This window comes from uncultured Zoogloea sp. (assembly GCF_937894855.1).
Classification (GTDB): Bacteria; Pseudomonadota; Gammaproteobacteria; order Burkholderiales; family Rhodocyclaceae; genus Zoogloea; species Zoogloea oryzae.
Map to the genome: position 1 here is coordinate 1 of NZ_CALAYQ010000025.1, position 20,095 is coordinate 20,095.

Genomic DNA, 20,095 nt, shown 5'->3' on the forward strand with positions numbered 1-20,095 from the left:
GCCCTGGCTCCATTGTGCCGATCATCAAGTGGCTCCTATGTGCCGGTCGGTGACAGCATGGACAGCAGACCTGCGCGCCCAGTCAGGCCCGCAGGTCTTTGCCCGTACCGCTCCCGGTGTGATTCTGATCAAGTCCACCGCCGGCGACGGGGATGCGTGGGGCGGCGAGCAGGGCTCTGGCTTTGTCATCTCGAACGCGGGGCTCGTACTCACGGCCAAGCACGTGGTGCCCGACCGCACGCCGAGTCCAGTCATCGTGGCGACGATCAAGGGCCGTCCGTACGTACTGTCCTTGGTCAAGCGTAGCCCGACCAAGGACGCTGCGCTACTGCGCATCCTCGGTGCGCCGACTGATTTGCACACCGTTCCGATACGGCGCACGGCCGCGGCCGCCGGCGAGGCGATCTTCGTGCTCGGATACCCCATCGGATTGCCCGATACCCACATGGTCGACGGCATCGTGGGAGCAAAACCCGACGACGATCTCACCACGAACTCATTGATCAACCAAGGCAACAGCGGCGGACCTGTCGTGGACGCCGCTGGCTGCGCCATCGGGATCGTCTATAGCGGCATCGAGAGCGTTGGTGGAGTGGCCGTGACGGGCGTGAAGTTCGCCGTGCCGGCCGCGGGCTTCATCGACTTGGTACCCGACTCGGTGTGGGCCGAGGCTGCCGCGCACAACTCTGCGGCCGAGGGCATCATTCGTGTCACCGACACACTGTCGAGGCTTCAGACAGATCATGGGCTCGCCGAGACGGTCAAGCAGTACCACGACACCATCGCCGCCAGGCCAGGCTACGTGATTGAGGCGATCGAGCGGGTCGACAAGCTGAGCTTGAACCCGACGGCCCTCACTTTCCCGACACCCCAGATTTCCGACGACAGAAAGTCGATGACTTTCGACTACTCGCTGTCGAGCGGTCCGATCTTCGACCGGCGCCGAAGCTGGATCGACATGGCGGTCTATACGCGGCAGCGTCCCGCCGGGGCCTCGTCTGGGGCATCAGCGGCGCCGACCTGCCCGTAAGCGTTAGCCTGGACAGACAGGTTGACCTGCACCTCAATCGCACTGGATTTGTAGACATCGAAGGCGAGGATCCGTATGAGTATGGCCCTCCCGAAATCATCGTCACCATCTCGAGGAACGAAGGAACGAAGAGCTACTCGGCGGCTTCATGGACCTCATCGAGAAGAAAGGCCTTTCCCTTTCAAAGGGTTGTTGGCGAAGCTGACCCTGTCGGCCTTCCGAAGCGGTCGTCCATGCAGATGGCCGAGAACGGCCGCTCCGGGTCGGGTCGAGCCCGTCGCACGACGCGGGAGCGGTCGTTCACGGTCGGAGCCGCTTTGGTGACGCCGCAGGCGCTGGCGTGTCTAGGACTTGGCGATGCTCACGATGATGTCGGTCGGTGTAGTGGGGTGGGCCTAATGCGGTGACTATGCGCTCATGCGTTGACCATCTCCAGCCGTAACGGCTACGGCCGATCGGGGGGCGCGCCCTCGGGAAGCCTCTTTGGGCGGTTCAACTTCACCTTGACACTTCAGGCATAGCTGGCATTGAGCGCCGGCAACAGCAGGCCCAGGTTAAGGTGGCGTTCCGGCGCCCCCCCGGATACACTGAGTCAATCACCGCCTAAGGGAGAGCCACTTATGAGCAACTTGCAGTCGGTCGAGGTTGTCTTCGTTTGCCCCGACCCCAGCGAAGCGGAGGCGTTGTACGCCCAGTTGGAGGCTCTGAAAGGCCCGGGCGGCGCGCTTGCTGTCGACGGCCTGGAACTCAACACGGAGTTGGGTGCGGTTAAGTCGACGAAGGTCATCACGTTCGCCTTAGTGTTCGGTAGCGGAGTCGCCAACGGCGTTGTCGGCAATGCCGTCTACGACGTCCTCAAGTCAGCACTGACATCCCAGTGCGTCATCGCCGGCGAGCCCGTCGACAAGGCGACCACGGCCGACAAGGCGAGGCTCGAGGCAAAGGTGCGAGCGAGCGCGCAGCCCCATACCGGGTGCATCGCCGGCCGCTGAGACCTCGTCGCGGTGAGCGTCGACCATGGAGGCGGCAAGCGCTGACCAAATAGGAGCCCTTCTGGCGCGCCTCGCGGATGGGCTCGCCACTGGCGTATTGCACGCGGTGCCGACGACGGCGCTCATCGTCACGAGGATGCGCAACAGCAGCGTCGGCCTTGATGACATGCACCGGCTCTCGTCGGCCTTCCTTGACGACCGCAGGCAGAGCATGAAGGGCGTACTTGGCCCGCACGCCTACGAAGTGCCGGACGTGGGCTTCGACTTCTTCCCTATCTTCGAGAGCTGCGCATCAACGTTCATTGACCGAGACAGGACGACCATCTTCCTTAGCCTCGGGCTGATGGAGGCTCTGCGACTGGTCATCGCCAGCGCGCAACTCGAGTCGGCAATCAGACTCATCGAGAAGGACCAGGCCATCACTGACGAGTTGGGTACCCGCGGTCGCGGCAAGGCTGTCGAGGAGCTGCGGTTGATGATTCAGTACTTCAACGCAAGCGCGGTGCTTCACTTCAAGGTGCCGCGGAGACTGCCAGCGGCGGCCAGCCTCCTCGATGCCACCACCAGGCACCGCGTTGACGTCGTGCTCGAAGCGGTGCTGATGTTTCTGCTGCTGCACGAGCTCGGGCATGTCGACTACCGCCGACAGTCGAAGGTGCCGGACCAGCCGCCGCACCTAGTCTGGGAGTTTGCCGTTCCAGAGGACGTGGGCGAGGCCAAGCGCGAGGAGTTCTATGCAGACGCCTTTGCGCTCCGCTCGGTCCCCGAGGCCTTTGCCTTGCCCCTGGTACACGCGGCGACCTTCTTCTTGCTCCTTCACAACTACGTGGATGCAACGGCAGGAGTGGGTCCGACCACTCATCCTTTGTGCGTCAACCGTATCGCCACGCTCTACGCGCTCGCGCGCGGCATCGCCCCACTCGACGCCGTAGGCCACGACGCTGTCGCCGTCGCCCTGGAGGCTGGCACCAAGGTGTGGTCGCTGCCGAGTGAGCACTTCTCGGTGGACGCGCTTCTGCGTTACACCGAGGCCTTGAACACCGTTGACTGGCAACCCGCACAAGACGCGCTCCAGCTGCTTGCGGCCCACGTGCACCCCGACACCGAGGCTTCGTAGATGCTGGCAGCAGAACCTGCCAAACCTGCGCTCTCTGGCGAGGGCGAGCTCTTCGAGGGCCTGCTCAGCACTTCCGCACGGTCGGCATTGGCGCGCAGCGGGTTCGTCTCGTTCGCGCGGTCAAGCGGCGCCGATATCGAAGGCTACGTTCAGCACTTCAGCGGCCTCTGGGCTGACGTCGGAGACGGGTTCGTCCCCGACCCCAAGGAAGTGCTACGCCAGATGGACCAACGTGAGTCCATGCTGTATGACCTTTGGCAGCTAGCACTGCGCGACGACTTCGTCAAAGACACACCTCCGCTCGTGGCGCAGGCGCCCGTCACTCGCACTGCCAATCCAGTCATCCTGCGGTCGGCGTTCCTCAAGCGACCGTTGATTGTCATGTCCGAGGGACTGTGGAGCTTCGTGTGCGCCGCTGCTATGGGGGTGCTCCACTGGGCAGAGGGAACCGGGGAGCGCGAGGCGTTCGGCGTACAGCTCTTCAGGAATGCCGCCGCATCGTGGGTAGCGAACGACCCACGCATCGGCCCGAGTGGGATGGACATGGCTCGCGGTGCGACACTGGACATGGAGACGGGGGTCTTTGGCGCCGGTCTTGCCGATGCCGTGTTCACTTGGGCGTTCCTCCATGAGATCGGCCACTATGCGCTGGGACACCTCCCTGTGACTCAGCGCCTACTCGGAACAGCGCCCGATGGACAGGGAACCGCTGCGACACTGACCTACGACCAACAGAATGAGCTGGCGGCTGATGCCTTCGGCTTCGAGCGGTACCTTGGTCTGATGCCGTACTCCGCCGAGATTCGGAAGAACCTACGCTTCGGCCCTCAGATAGACCACGCACCAATAGTCGTGTTTGAACTGATGGATCTCGCCTACCGATTGGAGGGAGCAGAGTCCCTCCTCATCTCGCAGACGCATCCAGCACCGCTCACGCGGGCGAGGCGCCTACTCGAGCTTGGCTCCGGACGCTTCTCCGGAGAGGGGCTGGACTGGCACGCGTACTGGGCAGAGCGACTTGCTGCCTTCCGGCGCGAAGTTGGCGCCTAGGCATGCGACACCTGCTCACCAAGTGGCATCCCGAAGACGACCCGCTGAGTCGCGAGCAGTACGACGTCCTTGAGGGGCTCGTGGGCGAACTGCTGACGGAGGCAGCCGTCGAAGGGTTCCTCATCGTCTGTTCCCGCTTCGTTGACGAGTTCGGCGGACACCGAACCGCGGAACTCGCCCGCATCTTTCACACGGACAAGCTGGAGGGAAAGCAAGCGCTCATCCGTAGTCTCGAGCACATGCGCGATTGGGTCGGAGGCATGGTCGGCTACGAGCGCGACTATCCAGTTGAAATCATCCCGGCGCGACCAGCGTTCCCTCAGTTCCGGATTGTCGGTATCGAGACGCTTGCCCCGTGTCTGTATCGAGTTCTTGACTCGACGCGAACGGTATCAGGTGAGAACAAGGAACCCTTCATCGACTTCATTGCGCGAACGCGGAGCCTACCTGCCGTGCCCAAGCAGCGCCGACCCGTGCGCCGCACAAAGCCGAACTTCCACTGGTGTTCGTATGACGCCTGGGCCACACCCCATGCCACTCGGGAAGCGCTCCAGATACTTCCGACTTGGAGCGACTGCCGCTTGCGCGCAACCGTCCTGACGGAAGATGTCCGCCGGTCCGCCTACGTTGCCTTCAATGGAGACCGCCACGACCCAGAGGATGAGAAGTTGCGCTTCTACGGCTACTACTATGAGCCGCTCGCCCAAGAGCATCCGGAGCTGCCGGGTGGGAGCGTGCAGATTGCGCTAGAAGGCGGGCCGCGCGTGCATCGCCTGGAGTTATTTGACGAGGGCGCCGGCGTCTGGCGCGAAGTCTTCGGCCCAGGCGTAGCTTAGATGGCTCCGGCAATGCAATCGCCGCAGGAGTACCTGGCGTACCTCACCCAGGTGTCGCGCAATCGGCATGACGCCTGGTGGCTCGTGAGCGAGCAAACGGGCACACCTGAGAGCCGCCGCACCAAGCTGATGGCAACTCTTCGATTCTTCGGACAGGAGCAACGTGCCACTGAACTCGAGGCACTCCTCGACTCGGAACAGCTCAAATCGGACCTGAGTCCAAGCCTTCTCGGCGTTGTGGACCAAACGGCCCGCGACCTCGAGGAGTACTTGCTACCGAGCGAGGTCGAGGTCTTCCGCAGAACCGTGTTCGGGCTACTGCCCTTGAGCGCTGTTGACGGCTTCTGCGTCGACCGAACCCCGTGGGGCGCGAAGCTCGACGGCTACCTCGTGGTCTTGAACGAGGGCCTGTTCATCTGCGCGCAGCTCCTGGCCAAGGCGTTCTTGCTTGAGAACCTGGACGGCGACCTCCTGGAGTTCAAGCAGCCAGGGGTCGAGTCGTACCGAAGGGCCATCGAGCATTTCTTGGCGCCGTCAGCCAAGCACACCAACAGCGTCCTCTTCGAGGGAGTCCCGCCCGATATCGAAGGCGCGTTGTCGGCGGCGCAGATGCAGATGACCATCCTCCTTCTGCAGTTCGTCCTTCTGCACGAGATAGGACACGCGGTACACCGGGACCACGAGCTGATGGCCGAGTATCAGTTTCATGTTGCCGGCACGCAGGCGACGGTCAAGCAAACGGAGCGGCACTGGAGTGCTGAGTACGCCGCCGATGGCTATGCGCTGGAGCGCATCCTCGGCCACACCACGGCCGATGCGAGCCGGTGGGCTAACTTCGTTGTCATCTATGTCTTTTTCCACTGGCTGAGCGTCGTAGAGAGCGTGACGGGGAAGCCTCTGTGTCCGCTCCACCCGCCGCCGGCAGTACGCGGGGATGCGCTAAGAAAAGTGATGACAGACCGCGTACCGTTGGATAGCCAAACCGCCGCCCTTGTCGAGAAGTCGTTCAAAGTGCTGGAGACCTGGGCGCGTCTGAGTTAAGCGGCGGACGGCTGCCCGGTCTAGCCTCTGCCCCGCTGTGCGGCAACGCGTCGAAAGTCCGTCGGACCTACGCCTTTCTTGCGAATGCGATTGAGTTCCGGGACCAGCCACTCCATCTCTCGCACTGCCAGGTCTTGTCCCAGTCCTTCGACGACTCCAAAGTTCGGCGCGAGCGTGTTCATCGCCTCAAGCGCGTCGATGATGTCGCTCTGTCCCTGGCTATACGCTTCCGCGAGCTCGGTGCTGCGATTGCCTTCGGGGTCGGCGTTTAGTCGCAGATAGGCGTGGAGCGTGGCGTCGCGGACGTCCGGGTGAGGATGGAATTCCTTGGCCGTGTACACGAGACTGGCGTTGCGCCGCCATAGCTCAATCAAACGGAACAGCAGCGTGACCGCGCGCCCGATGTGATGAAACCGCTCGACGTCTGAGGCGGTGGTGAGCACCTCGTGCGGCACAAGCGGCTGCCCGCTCAATGCGTTCATCGTCAGATGCCGTAAGGCCATGACGTCTGCGTCGAGCTCAAGCACCTTGTAGCGGCTGGACTCCACGTGGCTCTGCTCGGTGGACGTTGTGACCGCGTGCAGCCTCGCGCCGGGGCTACCGTCGTTGATGGCCGCGAGATGCCCGGCCGCCACATGATAGAACTCGTGGAGCAGCGCGAACTCCAAGGTCAGCAGCGCTTGGTCCCTAGCATATGCAGCCCGAACTGGGTCCGACGGCCGAGGGGAAACGACTACTGCCACTGGCTGTTCGGCCTCAGGGTCTCCAACTTCAGTGAACAGCTCGCGCCGTGAGAGCAGTGCGTCCCAGGCCAGGAAGATGTCTCGCGCAAACGGCAGCGTAAACAGCACGAAGCTGGTCGGCACCTCCTCCGGCTTGGCAAAAGGGTCGGCAACGGCATAGGCGTCCTGGCGGCCACTGCTGGACTCGCCAGTATCAAGCGCCCTCTCGACGATGCCGAAGTGAAGGCGATGGTGGAGGTCTATCGCCTCGAGTTGCTGCGCCGAAGACGCCAGGAAGGCGCGAGCGGCCACGGAGAACTCGCCGAGACCGAGGTCAAGTCGCGAGTGCAGGCCGTAAGGCATCTCGACGAGCTTGGACAAGCCGCCTAAGCGCCTGAGGTAACGCGCACAAGCTTCGGCGGCGCTTGCTGGCATGGCTCCTGAACATGCTGGCTCCTGTGACGATTCTAGCGCGGATTCCTCTCACGGAGGACATCGCACAAGCGGGCAGCGGTCCTGCATGCCCAACACCTCGCGTCGCCCGTCGGTGTCGGTACCGATGGCGATTATGGCGGCTACCGAGACGATCTGGCCGGCCTCACGCTGAATCGACCCGGCTTTCGCGGAGGCCACTTGGTTAAGTTAGGCCACTGGACCGCTTAGGGCATGCCGTTACACAAAACTCGGGTGGCATTCCGTATGATTCGCGTAAGTACTTGTTCTTATATGAAGCTGCGATAAATTTTACGTAAAATATGCAGAGTGACAACACTTTTTTTAATGAGAATAGTTCATGCCGAAGGAGTTGTGTGTAACGGCATGCGTTTGGGGAACCCGGGGCGATTCAATTTGATTGCTTTCGATGGGTTGGCATCCTCGATTTCCATGCGAGATTATCCGTGGATCGTGGGTCAGGTTATGGGGGGTGTAAAACCGCCCATGCTGCGCTCGTAGCTGACGACGAGATGCCCGCCGCGCCCACGGCATGTTCCGACTAGCAAGCGTCCCAGGCAGGAGCAGTGTTAGCTGGTGTGGTGGTCGGCATTACAGGCTTCCGTACGCAGTGCCATTTTCATCGTTGGGCGGTAGATATCCGCCCGGCCATAACTGTTTCGACGAATGCTCGGTTCTTCAAAGCAATCTGCTGCGTTTCTGGCCTGGCAGACTGGTCAAGATCGAGCCGTAGGTGTCTCAATGCATAGAAGAGGAACGCCTGACGGCACTGAAACTCGACCTGGCCGTCCTTCATCCCGAAGTCGAGCTCTATCGCTCGCCTATGAGATTCAGATAAATTCGGATGCGGAACAAGCACCAGGGGCACGATGGAGTGCCACTCTTGGTCGTCTTCAGCGCTGGCCGTCGCTGCGGGCTCTGATCCGTTGACCTCGAGCATTCGGGCAATCACGAAATCGCGGAACTCCTTGCGCGTGTGACAGTAGGCACGAGCGTGCCAGCGAAATCCGTCATGGGCTAGCGCATGGGGAGACAGTGTTCTCGAGGTCGGATGCGGTCGTGTCATCGACTGATAGAGGACTCGCAAGGCCGTGCCCTCACGGATTGCCTTCAACAACGCGACAAGGACATCAATGCGAAACGTTCGTTCGGGACTAGGGACGGTAGCCACCGTGGGAGTCCATGCGAGGAAGCTGCTGGGCCCCGAGTCAAAGCCGGCCACTTGATCAAGCAGCTCGCTGAGGTAGCGGCTTGCGTCGCTCGAGGCGTAAAGAGGGCTGAAGCCGTCCGAGGCGAGGTAAGCCCGCGAGCTTCGGTCGTACACAAGGTTGCCTGGCGCCAGCTCGGAGTACCGGGATATGTCCAGAGACGCTTGCGGCACGGAGATGCCGAAGAAGTCCACCAGGTCCCCTCTATTGAGTCGGCCGTCCCATCGCAAGCGGAAGTCGATGAATTCCAGCCGTCGTTCTTGGCTCCACCTGCTGGTCGGGCGTCCGGCCGCCTTGGCGGTGTCTGATGTGGGGCTGCTACGTTCTTTCATGTTGAAGATTTTGCCATAAGAATAAAAACTAGACGAGTATAAAAAGTAGTCGTATATTTGAGAGACAGTTCCGCTTGGAGGTTCAAGGTGCGAGTCGCGAACGGCAGTCGAGTCGACGGAGGTGTTGCATGAAGGCGCTTCGTGGTGCTGCAGCCTTCCGCAATCTGCGGGAGCAGCCGCTGTGGAAACTGCTTGCGGCCGCCAAGGCCCCAGTGGTGATTGCGCTGCTGCAGGCATTGTTCATGGAGGCTGACAAAGCTCTGCCGGGCTCGGTGCTCCTGGAACGTCTTGCTCGTGACGTCGATGCTCTTCGCTCGGCAGGCGAAGACCTGCCGCAGGCGCCTCAGGCCTATGTCGCCGAATGGCTCAACCAGGGATGGCTGACGCGGCGATTTCCGACCGGCGCTCCCGAGGAGGAGTACGAGCTGTCGGCTGAGGCTCTGACCGCGCTGCGCTTCGTCACCGGCCTGTTGAAGCCAAGGACTACCGCGACCGAGAGCCGGCTGTCAGTCGTCATCCACCAGCTGTCACGCTTGGCCGAGGAGACGAACACCAGCCCTGAAGCTCGTATGGCAGCACTACGCGCTGAGCGCGACCGCATCGACAGGGCCATCGAAGAGGTCGAACGTGGAGCCGTCAAGACACTCGCACCTGACCGAGCGCTGGAGCGCGCGCGAGAGGTCATTGCCCTGGCGCAGGAACTAGCTGCCGATTTCCGGAGCGTTCGCGACGAGTTTGAACGCCTGAACCGCGGGCTGCGGCAGAGCCTCATGGAGAACTATGGCAGCCGCGGCGATGTGCTGGAGCAGCTCTTCGCAGGCGTGGACCTCATCGGCGAGAGCGATGCTGGCCGGACCTTCAATGCCTTCTGGCGGCTGCTGACAGACAGCGAGCAAGCCACCACTTTGCGGGAGTCATTAGATGAAGTAACGGGGCGCCCCTTCGCCCGGCAGCTTGAATCACACGAGCGGAAGTTCCTGCTGGGGCTGACAGGCGCGCTGCTCAACGAGGGGCGTGGTGTGCACGACGTACTGCAGCACTTCGCCCGCAGCCTGAAAAGCTTCGTCCAGAGCCGGGAGTTCCTCGAGCACCGTCGGCTGCACAGCTTGCTGAAAGAGGCAACACAGGCGGCATTGAGTGCCAAGGACATGGTGCGCCCAAACGAGCAGGTCGGCTTCGAGCTCATGCAATCCAGCAGCCGCATTCGGTCGGTATCTCAGTGGGCTCTGTATGACCCGGCGCAGCGTGTGACCGATTCGTCGATGCTTGCCGCCGAGCCTTCAGAGCTGGACCTCGACGCGGTGAGCGAACTTGTCCGCCAGTCTGAAATCGACTTCCGGACGCTCAAGGCGCATCTGCGCTCCATTCTCGAACGCCAGTCGCAGGTCACCATCGGCCAGGTCCTTACGGAGTTCCCGGCAGAGCAGGGGCTCGGCAGCGTCGTTGGATACGTGGCCCTGGGGGCCAAGCATGGCGAAGTCACGGACGGATCCGAAGTCGTTTCGTGGGCCGGTGACGACGCGACGCAGCGTCGCGCCAAGGTGCCGACCATCTATTTCATGAGGGAGCGCTATCTTGAACTCGTTGACTGATTCGACGGACGAGCCTCTTGCGGAGGAGCAGGCACCGGACGCGCCGACCGTAGAAGCGACAATCTTCCGCGGCGACAAGGGCGGACTTCCCGTCGACACTCGGCGGGTGCTCGTGCAGTTGCTTCTGGGCCCTTCGGTGGATGCTCGGCGCCAGTCCAAACTCTGGCCAGTGCTGCTGCGCGACGAAGCCGTCATTCGGTCGCGTATGCACGACCTGTTCTTGGAAGTCGTCATCGACCACGAGCAGCGCGTCGCGTTCACACGGCAGGTCGTCTCCGAAGAGTTCGACGTGCCTATCCTGCTGCGCAAGGCGTCGCTGACCTTCTTGGAGACGGCGTTGCTGCTGTTTCTGCGCCAGCGCTTGACCCAGGCCGATGCTCAGGGCGAGCGCGCGGTCGTGTCCTTCGACGACATGCAGCAGCACTTGTCGGTGTTTGAGCGGGACAGCAATCCCGACCACGCGAGGTTCGAACGGCAGATTGTCAACGCCGTTGACAAGGCCAAGAAGCTGAGCCTGCTGCAGTTTATCCGCGGCTCTGGCGAGCGCTATGAGGTGGCGCCGACGCTGAAGCTGTTGTTCTCTGCTGAGGAAATTCAGGACTTGGCGAGAACTTACGCCTCGTTGGCATCTGCGCCAGCGGCGGCTCACGAGGACGGTATCGAAGGCGACGGACAGTTTGATAACCCGGTAGATGAGGAAGAAGCGCTGTGAACCCCTTTGGCCAAACTGCCCTGCTCGAAGGCGCCGATGACCAGTTTCGGCTCACTCGCATCCAGACGTTCAACTGGGGCACGTTCTCCAACGTCTTCGACTTCCCAATCCCCAAAGAGGGCTACCTCTTTGTCGGCCCATCCGGCTCGGGCAAGTCGACGGTCTTGGACGCTCATGCGGCATTGCTGACACCACCGAAGTGGGTGGACTTCAACGTCGCTGCGCGCGAGGCCGAGCGACATGGGCGTGACCGCAGTGTTATGACCTACCTTCGGGGCGCTTGGGCGCAGCAGACGGGCGATGGCGGTGAGTACGTCTCGCAGTACCTGCGTAGCGGCACGACTTGGTCGGCCATCGCTGAGACCTACTGCGACGAGCAGGGCCATGTGGTCGTTCTCGCCCAGGTTCTATGGGTCAAGGGAAACTCGACGGCCTCAGGGGACGCCAAGCGCTTGTATCTGACCCTGGAGCGCGAGTTTGACGTGCAGGAACTGGAGTTCTTTGCCAAGAACGAGTTCGACACGCGGCGCTTCAAGCACGACCTGCCTGATGCCAAGGTGCATACCGAGTTCAGCGCCTACCAGGAGCGCTTCCGCCGCTTGCTGGGTATCGATAACGAGCGTGCGCTTCGGCTCCTGCACAAGACGCAATCGGCGAAGAACCTCGGCGATCTGAACGTGTTCCTGCGGGACTTCATGCTCGATGAGCCCGAGACATTCGGCATTGCTACCAGCCTGGTCAACGAGTTCGGGGAGCTCAACGAGGCGCACCAGGAGGTGGTGGCTGCTCGCAAGCAAATCCAGACGCTCAAGCCGGCGCGTGATGAGCACATGGAGTTGGGGCGAGGTAACAACGAGCGCAACTGCTTGCAGGCCATCCAGACCGCCACTGACCAGTACCGAGAGTTTCGTCGCAAGGCTCTCCTCGATGAGCGGGTTGCGGAACTGGAAGTGGACAAGGAGGCGTCTCGCCAAGAGGTTCAGCGGCTATCCCAGATTGCCGACAGCGAGTTCGAGAAGCTGACGGATTTGCAGCGACAGAAGCTCAACATGGGCGCTGAAGTTCTTGACCGTCTGGAAGAAGATATCAAGACGGCCGAAGCTGAAAAGCCTGTCCGAATGGCAAAGCGCGACCAAGCGGCTGCGGCCTGCCAGGCCATGGGCTGGGCTGTGCCCGACGGCGTCGTTTGGTTCGTTCAGCGGGTGGACGCTGCCAAGCAGCGTGTTCTGAAGTCCCGCGACCTGAAGAAGGAACTCGAAGGCCGCAAGGATCAGCTCAAGACTGACCATCGTCAAGCGAGTGATGACTTCGCCAAGACGGTGGCTGAGGTAAGGGCGCTTGAGCGCCAGAAATCGAACCTTCCGGCGCGGCTGGTGGACCTGCGAGAGCGCATGGCGCGCGACCTTTCGATCCCGGAAGAGAAGCTGCCCTTCGTTGGAGAGCTGGTGGAAGTGCGTTCCGACTCAGCCGAATGGCAAGGTGCCATCGAACGTGTTCTCGGCGGCTTCGCACGAGCCATCCTCGTCGATGACAAGAACTACTCCGCAGTCTCCGGCTACTTGAACGAGCGCAACATCGGCGAGCGCCTGGTGTACTTCCGGACCATCCAACAGACCTCTGGGCGTACCCCCGGTCCGAACTCGCTGGTGCGCAAACTGAACCTGGCGCCAGGGCCCTTCGGTGATTGGGTTCGCGAGGAGCTGAAGCACGCGTTTGACCTCGAGTGCGCGGACACCATGCAGATCTTCCAGAATGCGCCACGCGCGGTCACGAGGGAAGGTTTGGTCAAGCACAGCACGACCCGGCACGAGAAGAACGACCGACACAACGTCAACGACCGCAGCCAGTGGGTCCTGGGCTTCGACAACAAGGAGAAGCTGGCGCTCTACAAGAGCCGCGCGGCAGAGCTAGGTGGGCGCATCTCCGAACTGCAGACAGCGCTCGAGAAAATTGGTGACGAAGAGGATCTCCAGCAAGAGCAGCTTCTGCACTGCCAGAACCTGTCGAACCTGACCTGGAATGATGTCGACGTTGGCGCTCTCCTGGCTCGCATCGACGATTTGACGATGCGTCTGAAGGCGGAACGGGATGCGCGGCCAGACTTGGCCATTCTCGACGACCGTATCAAAACGCAGGAGACGGTGCATTCCAAGGCTGTCGGCAAGAAGAATGACGAGGACGCGAAAGGCCGGGGCATCGCCAAGGACCTCGAAAAGCTGAACGGCAAACTCGCCGAGCTGGCGCGTCTGTGGCCAACTTCTGATCGCGCGCCGGCGTTCGCAGACCAGATTGCAGCCAGGTACGAGGCCGTTGGCAAGGAAGTCACTCTTGAGAGTCTCGACCAAGTGCATGCGCAGGTCGACCGAGGGCTCAGCATCGAGTTGCGAGTGCTGGAGTCTCGCTTGACGGAGTTGAAAGGTTCCATCGTTCAGCGGTTCGTTGAATTCAACCGCTTGTGGCCTGCAGTCGCTGGCGGTCTAGACGCAACGCTGGAAAGTGCGGACGACTACTTGGCCAAGCTCAAGCGTCTCGAAGACGACAACTTGCCCGCCTATGAGGGCCGCTTCTTCGGCCTGCTACGCGAACAGAGCGACCAGAACCTCACGTTGCTGGCGACCAAACTGGACGAAGAGCGCTCGGCTATCCGCTCACGCATGGAATTGGTTAACGAGAGCTTGAAAACCGCGCCGTTCAACCCGGGGACCCACTTGGTCATCGAGACGATGGACAAGTCTCTCGAGGACGTGCGGCTGTTTCGTGCGAGCTTGAAAGAGTCGCTCAGCCACTCGTTCTCGAATGACCGCGATCTGGCCGAGGAGCGTTTCAAGACCTTGGCGGCCTTGGTCAAGCGTCTTGCGAGCCAGGAGACCGTGGACAAGAACTGGCGCAACCTGGTGCTTGATGTCAGGCAACACGTGGAGTTTGTCGCTCGTGAGCTTGACGGCGACGACATCGAGGTGGAGGTCTACCGCAGCGGAGCCGGCAAATCGGGTGGGCAGCGCCAGAAGCTGGCGGCGACCTGCTTGGCTGCAGCGCTGCGCTATCAACTTGGTGGTCAGGACAGGGCGTTGCCGAGCTACTCCACCGTGGTGCTTGACGAGGCTTTCGACAAGGCTGATGCCGAGTTCACGGCGATGGCGATGAATATCTTCAAGACCTTTGGCTTCCAGATGATTGTGGCGACGCCACTCAAGTCGGTGATGACGCTGGAGCCGTTCATCGGCGGCGCCTGCTTCGTGCATATCAAGGACCGCAAGAAGTCGGCTGTCATTCCCATCGAGTACGACCGTGGCGCTCAACGCTTGAAGCTGACCCAGGATGTTCGCAATGCCGAAGAAGCTGCTATCTCCTGACGCCGCTCGGGACTTCCTAGTTCGGCGCTTCAACAACCAGCACCAGAACTGGTTGGCAGGCGAGGGTGCGTGGCCGCTGACGGTCAATTTGGGTGTCCCGACCGAAAAGGACATCACGGACGACGTGGCAGCAGTCAGGGCTTGGGCATCAGCCTGGCAGTCGAGGACGGGGCCAGGTGAGCTTATGTTCGAGGAGCGCCAGTTTGCCAGGCTGGGCCGGCATCGGCTGCCGGTCAGCTTGACCTTGCCGGATGCGGCGGCTGTCGCTGATTGCGTAGGGCAGTTGCGGCGCTGGGAAATTGCTACGCAACGCTGTCAGCAGATGCGGGAGCGGTGGCCAGACATGGGGGGGCGTGCGCTCGCAACACGGTTCGATGTGCTTGCGGACTATTCCGCCGTGGACTTCGAACGGCTAGTGTCCCTCTTGGCCTGGTTGAACGCGAACCGAGCATCAGGCTTGTATCTTCGTCAGATACCGGTGGAAGGGGTGGATACGAAGTGGCTTGAGAAGCGCACGGGCCTGGTCGCGGGCCTGCTTCGGTCGCTGCGTGAGGTTAGCGAAGAGGAAAGTGACTTCTATCGCCTCTTTGGGCTGAGGAAGCCGGCGCATCGGGTACGGATTCGGGCCCTTTGCCCTGCCTTGCGACAGGCCATAGGAGGTCTATGCGACATCGAAGCGCCGTTGGCAGAAATAGCGGCGTTGCCGATTTCGCCCAGGGCCGTTGTCGTTGTCGAGAACCTGGAGACCGGCCTGGCGCTACCTGACTTGCCCGACACGATGGTCGTCATGCGGCTCGGAAACGCCGTTGGTGCGGTGGGAGAACTTCCGTGGCTGGTTGGGGCAGAGGTGGTGTTGTACTGGGGTGATATTGACACCCACGGTTTCGCCATCCTGAATCGCGCACGTCGTGCCGTTCCGCATCTCCGCTCGGTCCTTATGGACGAGGAGACGCTGCTGTCGCACCGCTCGTTGTGGGTTGAGGAGGCGGCCCAGTGCCCCAACGTTCCTCTTGACGCTTTGACGGCGGAGGAGCAGTCGGTTTATGAAAACCTGAGAGTCAGCGCTTGGGGGCCTCGTATTCGAATGGAGCAGGAGCGGTTGGGCTGGGCTGATGCCATGGCCGTGCTGATGCGCGCGCTTTATGGGGGTGTGTCCTCTCAATGGGCTCGTGAACACATTTAGAGCCAGAGCAACATCGTCAAGTCGGCAGGATGCCCAACATGAATGGTCGGGCCGTTCGACCGTGAGACTGAGTTTGACCGGATCCGGTACCTTATCCTGCCCGGCGCCGACTTATGCTCTGACGCCCGGTCAGGTGTATCAGGCGCGTCACCGGCGTGTGGAGTAACGTAGCCCTCTTTGAATACCCCCGCGCGATCTATGCCGAACCGGGCGGCTGGTTTGGTTGGACTGGCCCTTGCAGCACCGACTGACTTTGTTTGTCGGTGTGAAACTTGAGACGACACACGGACTACGTCCGACAGACTTTCGCGTGCGGCCTAACGTCTTATGGATCAATGGCTTGACCGCGACGCTCTCGACCGACTTTATTTTTTCCAGTCACAGGGCCGCAAGCCACACAAAAGCCAACGCCCGATGCCAATCGGGCGTTGGCTTTTTTGCGCCCGGGCTGGTTTCACGGGGGTTTAACGCGAGGTCGTTAGCCTGCAGGGAAATCCACTTCTGCCCACGGCCATGCCCTCCATGCAAATCACGACCCCGCTGCGCACCCTTGCCGCGTCCCTGTGTGCCCTCTCCCTCGCCGCCTGTGGTGGCAGCAGCAACAACCAGGGCGAGCCCCTCGACCTGAGCATCCTGCACATCAATGACCACCACTCGCATCTGGATGCCGAAACCACCGCGCTGACCCTCAAGGACGCCGCCGGCGCCAGCCGCTCGGTCACCGTGGATCTGGGCGGCTTCGCCCGCGTCACCGCCGCCATCGAACAGCTCGCCGCCGGCAAGGCCAACGTGCTCAAGCTCCACGCGGGCGACGCCATCACCGGCGACCTGTATTTCACCCAGAGCGAAGGCCAGGCCGACGCGGTGCTCATGAACACCGTGTGCTTCGACGCCTTCACCCTCGGCAACCACGAATTCGACAGCGCCGACACCGGCCTCGTGAAGTTCATCGACTACCTGCACGCCGGCAGCTGCCAGACGCCGGTGCTGTCGGCCAACGTCCGCCCGGCGGCCGGCTCGCCGCTGGCGGCGCGCATCGCCGACTACACCATCATCCAGCGCAGCGGCCAGCAGATCGGCGTGATCGGCCTCACCGTCAAGGACAAGACCCAGTTCGCCTCGCGCCCGGATTCGACCACCGCCTTCCTCGACGAAGCCGCCGCCGCCCAGGCCGCCATCGACGCCCTGCGCGCCCGCGGGGTGAACAAGATCGTACTGATGTCCCACCTGGGCTACGACGCCGACAAGGCCATCGCGCCCAGGCTGTCGGGCGTGGACGTGATCGTCGGCGGTGATTCCCACACCCTGCTCGGCCCCGACAGCATGAAGGGCTTCGGTCTCACGCCCGCCGGCGCCTATCCCACCGCCAGCACCGACAAGGACGGCCGCCCGGTGTGCATCGCCCAGGCCTGGCAGTACGCCTACGCCGTGGGTGCGCTCGACGTGAAGTTCGACGCCGACGGCGTGGTGACCAGCTGCATCGGCAAGCCCCAGGTGCTCGTCGGCGACACCTACAAGGTGGGCGGCACGGCTGCCTCTGCGGCCGACGCCACCGCCTATCGCAGTCAGCTCGACGCCTCCGGCGTGTTCCGCACCACCACCCCGTCGGCCGCCGCCACCGCGGCGCTGGCGCCCTTCAAGGCTGCCAAGGACGCCCTCGGCACCCAGGTGGCCGGCAGCGCCGCCGACAACCTGTGCCTGCGCCGCGTGCCTGGCACCAAGCGCGACACCAGCCGCTCCAGCCTGGGCGACGTCTGCAACAAGGACGCCACCGTGATCGCCCAGGGCGGCGACATCCAGCAGCTCGTGGCCGACGCCTTCCTCGAACAGGGCCAGCGCTTCGGCGGCGCCGACATCAGCCTGCAGAACGCCGGCGGCGTGCGCGTCGATCTGGCTGCCGGCAACCTCACCGTGGGCCGCATCTACACTCTGCTGCCCTTCAAGAACACCCTCTACCGGCTGGTGCTCACTGGCGCGCAGGTCAAGTCGGCGCTCGAAGACGGCGTGGATTCGGTGATGAACGGTACCGGCACCGGCGCCTACCCCTACACCGGCGGCCTGCGTTTCCGGGTGGACATGAACCAGACCAAGGGCAACCGGGTGAGCAACCTCGAAATCCGCAACAGCAGCGGCGCGTGGGTCGCCCTCGACCCGGCCGCCAGCTACAAGCTCATCACCAACAACTTCACCGCCGAAGGCGGCGACAAGTACGACACCTTCAAGACCATCCCCGCCGCCCAGCGGGAAGACACCCTCCTGGATTACGCCGACTCCTTCCTGCAATACGTGCGCAGCAAGGGCGCCCTAGCCAAGCCGGCAGCGGCGGAGCGGAGCACGCAGGGGTATATCGAGACGCCGTGATGGGCGGGGCGGCCGGATTGTGTCGGGCTTGAGGGGCCGCCTGACCCGGCCGCGGCGGTCGGTCCTGCCGGTCGGACCACAGCCGACCGCGCGGTTCATCTATGATCGTCTTATGCGCCGCGGCGGACGCCCGCTCCATCCCGGTCGGATGATCCGCGCGTGCGGTGCCGCTGGAGCCCCGACTTCGACCATGAAATGCATTCTCGACGCGTGGCAGGCTCACCATCCGGAGCTGCTGCGCTTTGTCGCCGCCCGTGTCCCCGATTCCCAGGAGGCCCATGACCTGGTGCAGGAGGTCTTTCTCCGGGCCACGCGGCTCGATCAGGGCCTGTGTGGCGTCGAGAATCGTCGTGCCTGGCTGTTCCAGGTGGCGAGGAATCTGCTGATCGACCGTTACCGGATGGCCCGGGACGAGATCCCCCTGGAAGACGAGCCCGCGCTCGCGGACGTGGCGGACGACTCGGCGCCGGTGGAAGCGCTCTCCCAATGCCTGCCGCGGGTGCTCGGTGAGCTGTCGCCCGAGGACCGGGAGGCTATCACCCTGTGCGACATCGAAGGGCTCTCCCAGCAAGCCCTGGCCGATCGGCTGGGGCTGTCCTTGCCGGCCGCGAAATCCCGTGTGCAGCGGGCGCGTCGGCGACTGCGCGAGCAGATGGTGAGCGCCTGTCAGGTGCAGTTCGATGAGCTTGGGCACGTCTGCTGCTTTGTACCGCGTCCTCCGGCGGGCAGATAGTTTCACCCCAGCCTGCATCCTTTGGCGCACGCCTTCGTCTCCTGAAGTGAGAGCAGACTTCGAGGAGCGTCAAATGGCCCTGCAACCTACACTGGAAAACCCTGTCCGGCGCCCCGTGCTGCCCTGGCTGATGGGGGTTGGTGCGGTGTCGGTGCTCTGGCTGGCCGCCTACGCCCACTTGACGGAATTCGCCGACGGGATACTGGCCGTCGTGGGGCTGACGCGCCACACCGCGCTGGGCGAGGCCGTGCATTTCTTTTGCTACGACGCCCCCAAGGTGTTGCTGCTGCTCACCGGCATCGTCTTCGTCATGGGCGTCGTCCAGACCTTCTTCGCGCCTGAGCGCACGCGGGCCCTGCTGGCGGGCAGGCGCGTCGGGGTGGGCAATGCGCTGGCCGCGCTGCTCGGCATCGTCACACCCTTCTGCTCGTGTTCGGCGGTTCCGCTGTTCATCGGCTTCCTCTCGGCCGGTGTGCCGCTGGGCGTCACCTTTTCTTTCCTCATCTCGGCGCCGATGGTCAATGAAGTGGCGCTCGTACTGCTGTTCGGAATGTTTGGCTGGAAGGTCGCTTTCCTCTACCTCGGCCTGGGGCTGGCGGTGGCCATCGTGGCGGGGCTGGTGATCGGTCAGCTGCGCATGGAAGCGCATCTGGAGGACTGGGTCCGGCAGATCCAGAACGGCCAGCGCGCCAGCTATGTGCCGGAAGCGCTGGACTGGGTGGCGCGCTTCGAGGCTGGCCGCGAGCACGTCCGGAGCATCGTCGGCAAAGTCTGGCCCTACGTGCTGGCGGGCATCGGGCTGGGGGCCGGCATCCACGGCTACGTGCCCGAGGATTTCATGGCGTCCTTCATGGGCAAGGATGTGTGGTGGGCCGTGCCCGCCGCGGTATTGCTCGGGGTGCCGATGTACACCAACGCCGCCGGCATCATTCCCATCGTCGAGGCCTTGCTGGGCAAAGGCGCCGCGCTGGGCACCGTGCTGGCCTTCATGATGGCCGTGATCGCCCTGTCGGCGCCCGAGATGATCATCCTGCGCAAGGTGCTCAAGCCACGGCTCATTGCCACCTTCGCCGGTGTGGTGGCAGCGGGCATCCTGCTGGTGGGCTACGTGTTCAATCTGGTTCTGTAAGCGGAAGGGAGCATCGAATGAAGAGCGTCAAAGTGCTGGGTACGGGCTGCGCCAACTGTCGCAACACCGTCGCGCTGATCGAGGAGGTCGCCAAGGCGCGTGGCGCGGAAATCACCCTCGAGAAGGTCGAAGACCTGCCCGCCATCATGGGCTATGGCGTGATGTCGACGCCCGGCGTGGTAATCGACGGGCAGGTGGTTCATGCGGGCGGAGTGCCGAGCCGGAGCAAGGTCGAAGGCTGGTTCTGATCG

Annotated in this window: 16 protein-coding genes and 1 pseudogene; 14 read left to right on the top strand and 3 right to left on the bottom strand. The window is 62.8% G+C overall.

Annotated elements, in window-relative coordinates; all coding sequences use genetic code 11:
- From Q0672_RS02475 to Q0672_RS02500, 6 genes are all read left to right on the top strand, one after another.
- Positions 1 to 1,030: serine protease (locus Q0672_RS02475; protein WP_298619354.1), on the top strand; the 1,030-nt coding region annotated here is incomplete at its 5' end.
- Between the two features lie 620 nt (positions 1,031 to 1,650).
- Positions 1,651 to 2,022 carry a hypothetical protein gene (locus tag Q0672_RS02480; protein WP_298619356.1) on the top strand — a complete coding sequence of 124 codons (372 nt, stop codon included), beginning with the start codon at positions 1,651 to 1,653 and terminating at the stop codon, positions 2,020 to 2,022.
- Positions 2,023 to 2,047: 25 nt separating this feature from the next.
- Positions 2,048 to 3,139 carry a hypothetical protein gene (locus tag Q0672_RS02485; RefSeq protein WP_298619358.1) on the top strand — a complete coding sequence of 364 codons (1,092 nt, stop codon included), beginning with the start codon at positions 2,048 to 2,050 and terminating at the stop codon, positions 3,137 to 3,139.
- Positions 3,140 to 4,189, top strand: coding sequence for a hypothetical protein (locus tag Q0672_RS02490; protein WP_298619359.1), 1,050 nt, complete (start codon positions 3,140 to 3,142; stop codon positions 4,187 to 4,189).
- A 2-nt stretch (positions 4,190 to 4,191) separates the two neighbouring features.
- Complete coding sequence (locus tag Q0672_RS02495) at positions 4,192 to 5,025, top strand: hypothetical protein (protein WP_298619361.1); 834 nt, start codon at positions 4,192 to 4,194, stop codon at positions 5,023 to 5,025.
- 12 nt (positions 5,026 to 5,037) lie between these two features.
- Positions 5,038 to 6,066, top strand: a complete 1,029-nt coding sequence (locus tag Q0672_RS02500; protein WP_298619362.1) for a hypothetical protein — start codon at positions 5,038 to 5,040, stop codon at positions 6,064 to 6,066.
- 20 nt (positions 6,067 to 6,086) lie between these two features.
- Here Q0672_RS02500 and Q0672_RS02505 read toward each other — a convergent pair whose 3' ends face one another.
- The 3 genes and pseudogenes from Q0672_RS02505 to Q0672_RS02515 form a co-directional block, all read right to left on the bottom strand.
- Positions 6,087 to 7,169 carry a hypothetical protein gene (locus Q0672_RS02505; RefSeq protein ID WP_298619364.1) on the bottom strand — a complete coding sequence of 361 codons (1,083 nt, stop codon included), beginning with the start codon at positions 7,167 to 7,169 and terminating at the stop codon, positions 6,087 to 6,089.
- A gap of 130 nt (positions 7,170 to 7,299) precedes the next feature.
- A pseudogene (locus Q0672_RS02510) lies at positions 7,300 to 7,391 on the bottom strand (transposase); the annotation flags it as partial.
- Between the two features lie 469 nt (positions 7,392 to 7,860).
- On the bottom strand, positions 7,861 to 8,781 hold the full coding sequence (locus tag Q0672_RS02515) for a YafY family protein (protein ID WP_298619366.1): 921 nt from the start codon (positions 8,779 to 8,781) through the stop codon (positions 7,861 to 7,863).
- 128 nt (positions 8,782 to 8,909) lie between these two features.
- On the opposite strand from Q0672_RS02515, the gene Q0672_RS02520 reads away from it, so the two are divergent.
- The 8 genes from Q0672_RS02520 (at position 8,910) to Q0672_RS02555 (ending at position 20,092) form a co-directional block, all read left to right on the top strand.
- Positions 8,910 to 10,373, top strand: coding sequence for a DUF3375 domain-containing protein (locus Q0672_RS02520; protein ID WP_298619368.1), 1,464 nt, complete (start codon positions 8,910 to 8,912; stop codon positions 10,371 to 10,373).
- The gene (locus tag Q0672_RS02525; RefSeq protein ID WP_298619370.1) at positions 10,357 to 11,085 is read left to right on the top strand and encodes a DUF4194 domain-containing protein; all 729 of its coding nucleotides are present in this window, start codon (positions 10,357 to 10,359) and stop codon (positions 11,083 to 11,085) included. The genes Q0672_RS02520 and Q0672_RS02525 overlap by 17 nt, the downstream gene beginning before the upstream one ends.
- Entirely contained in the window at positions 11,082 to 14,438 is a 3,357-nt protein-coding gene (locus Q0672_RS02530) for an ATP-binding protein (protein ID WP_298619372.1), read from the top strand. The genes Q0672_RS02525 and Q0672_RS02530 overlap by 4 nt, the downstream gene beginning before the upstream one ends.
- Entirely contained in the window at positions 14,413 to 15,621 is a 1,209-nt protein-coding gene (locus Q0672_RS02535) for a DUF3322 and DUF2220 domain-containing protein (RefSeq protein ID WP_298619374.1), read from the top strand. Before Q0672_RS02530 ends, Q0672_RS02535 begins: the two co-directional genes overlap by 26 nt.
- Before the next feature lie 522 nt (positions 15,622 to 16,143).
- Positions 16,144 to 17,982 (top strand): 5'-nucleotidase C-terminal domain-containing protein, encoded by a 1,839-nt coding sequence (locus Q0672_RS02540; protein ID WP_298619376.1) that lies wholly within the window; start codon positions 16,144 to 16,146, stop codon positions 17,980 to 17,982.
- A gap of 190 nt (positions 17,983 to 18,172) precedes the next feature.
- Positions 18,173 to 18,715 carry an RNA polymerase sigma factor SigZ gene (sigZ, locus tag Q0672_RS02545; protein WP_298619378.1) on the top strand — a complete coding sequence of 181 codons (543 nt, stop codon included), beginning with the start codon at positions 18,173 to 18,175 and terminating at the stop codon, positions 18,713 to 18,715.
- Positions 18,716 to 18,788: 73 nt separating this feature from the next.
- Positions 18,789 to 19,844 (top strand): permease, encoded by a 1,056-nt coding sequence (locus Q0672_RS02550; RefSeq protein WP_298619380.1) that lies wholly within the window; start codon positions 18,789 to 18,791, stop codon positions 19,842 to 19,844.
- Positions 19,845 to 19,861: 17 nt separating this feature from the next.
- Positions 19,862 to 20,092 (top strand): thioredoxin family protein, encoded by a 231-nt coding sequence (locus tag Q0672_RS02555; protein WP_298619382.1) that lies wholly within the window; start codon positions 19,862 to 19,864, stop codon positions 20,090 to 20,092.
- Positions 20,093 to 20,095 lie beyond the last annotated feature (3 nt).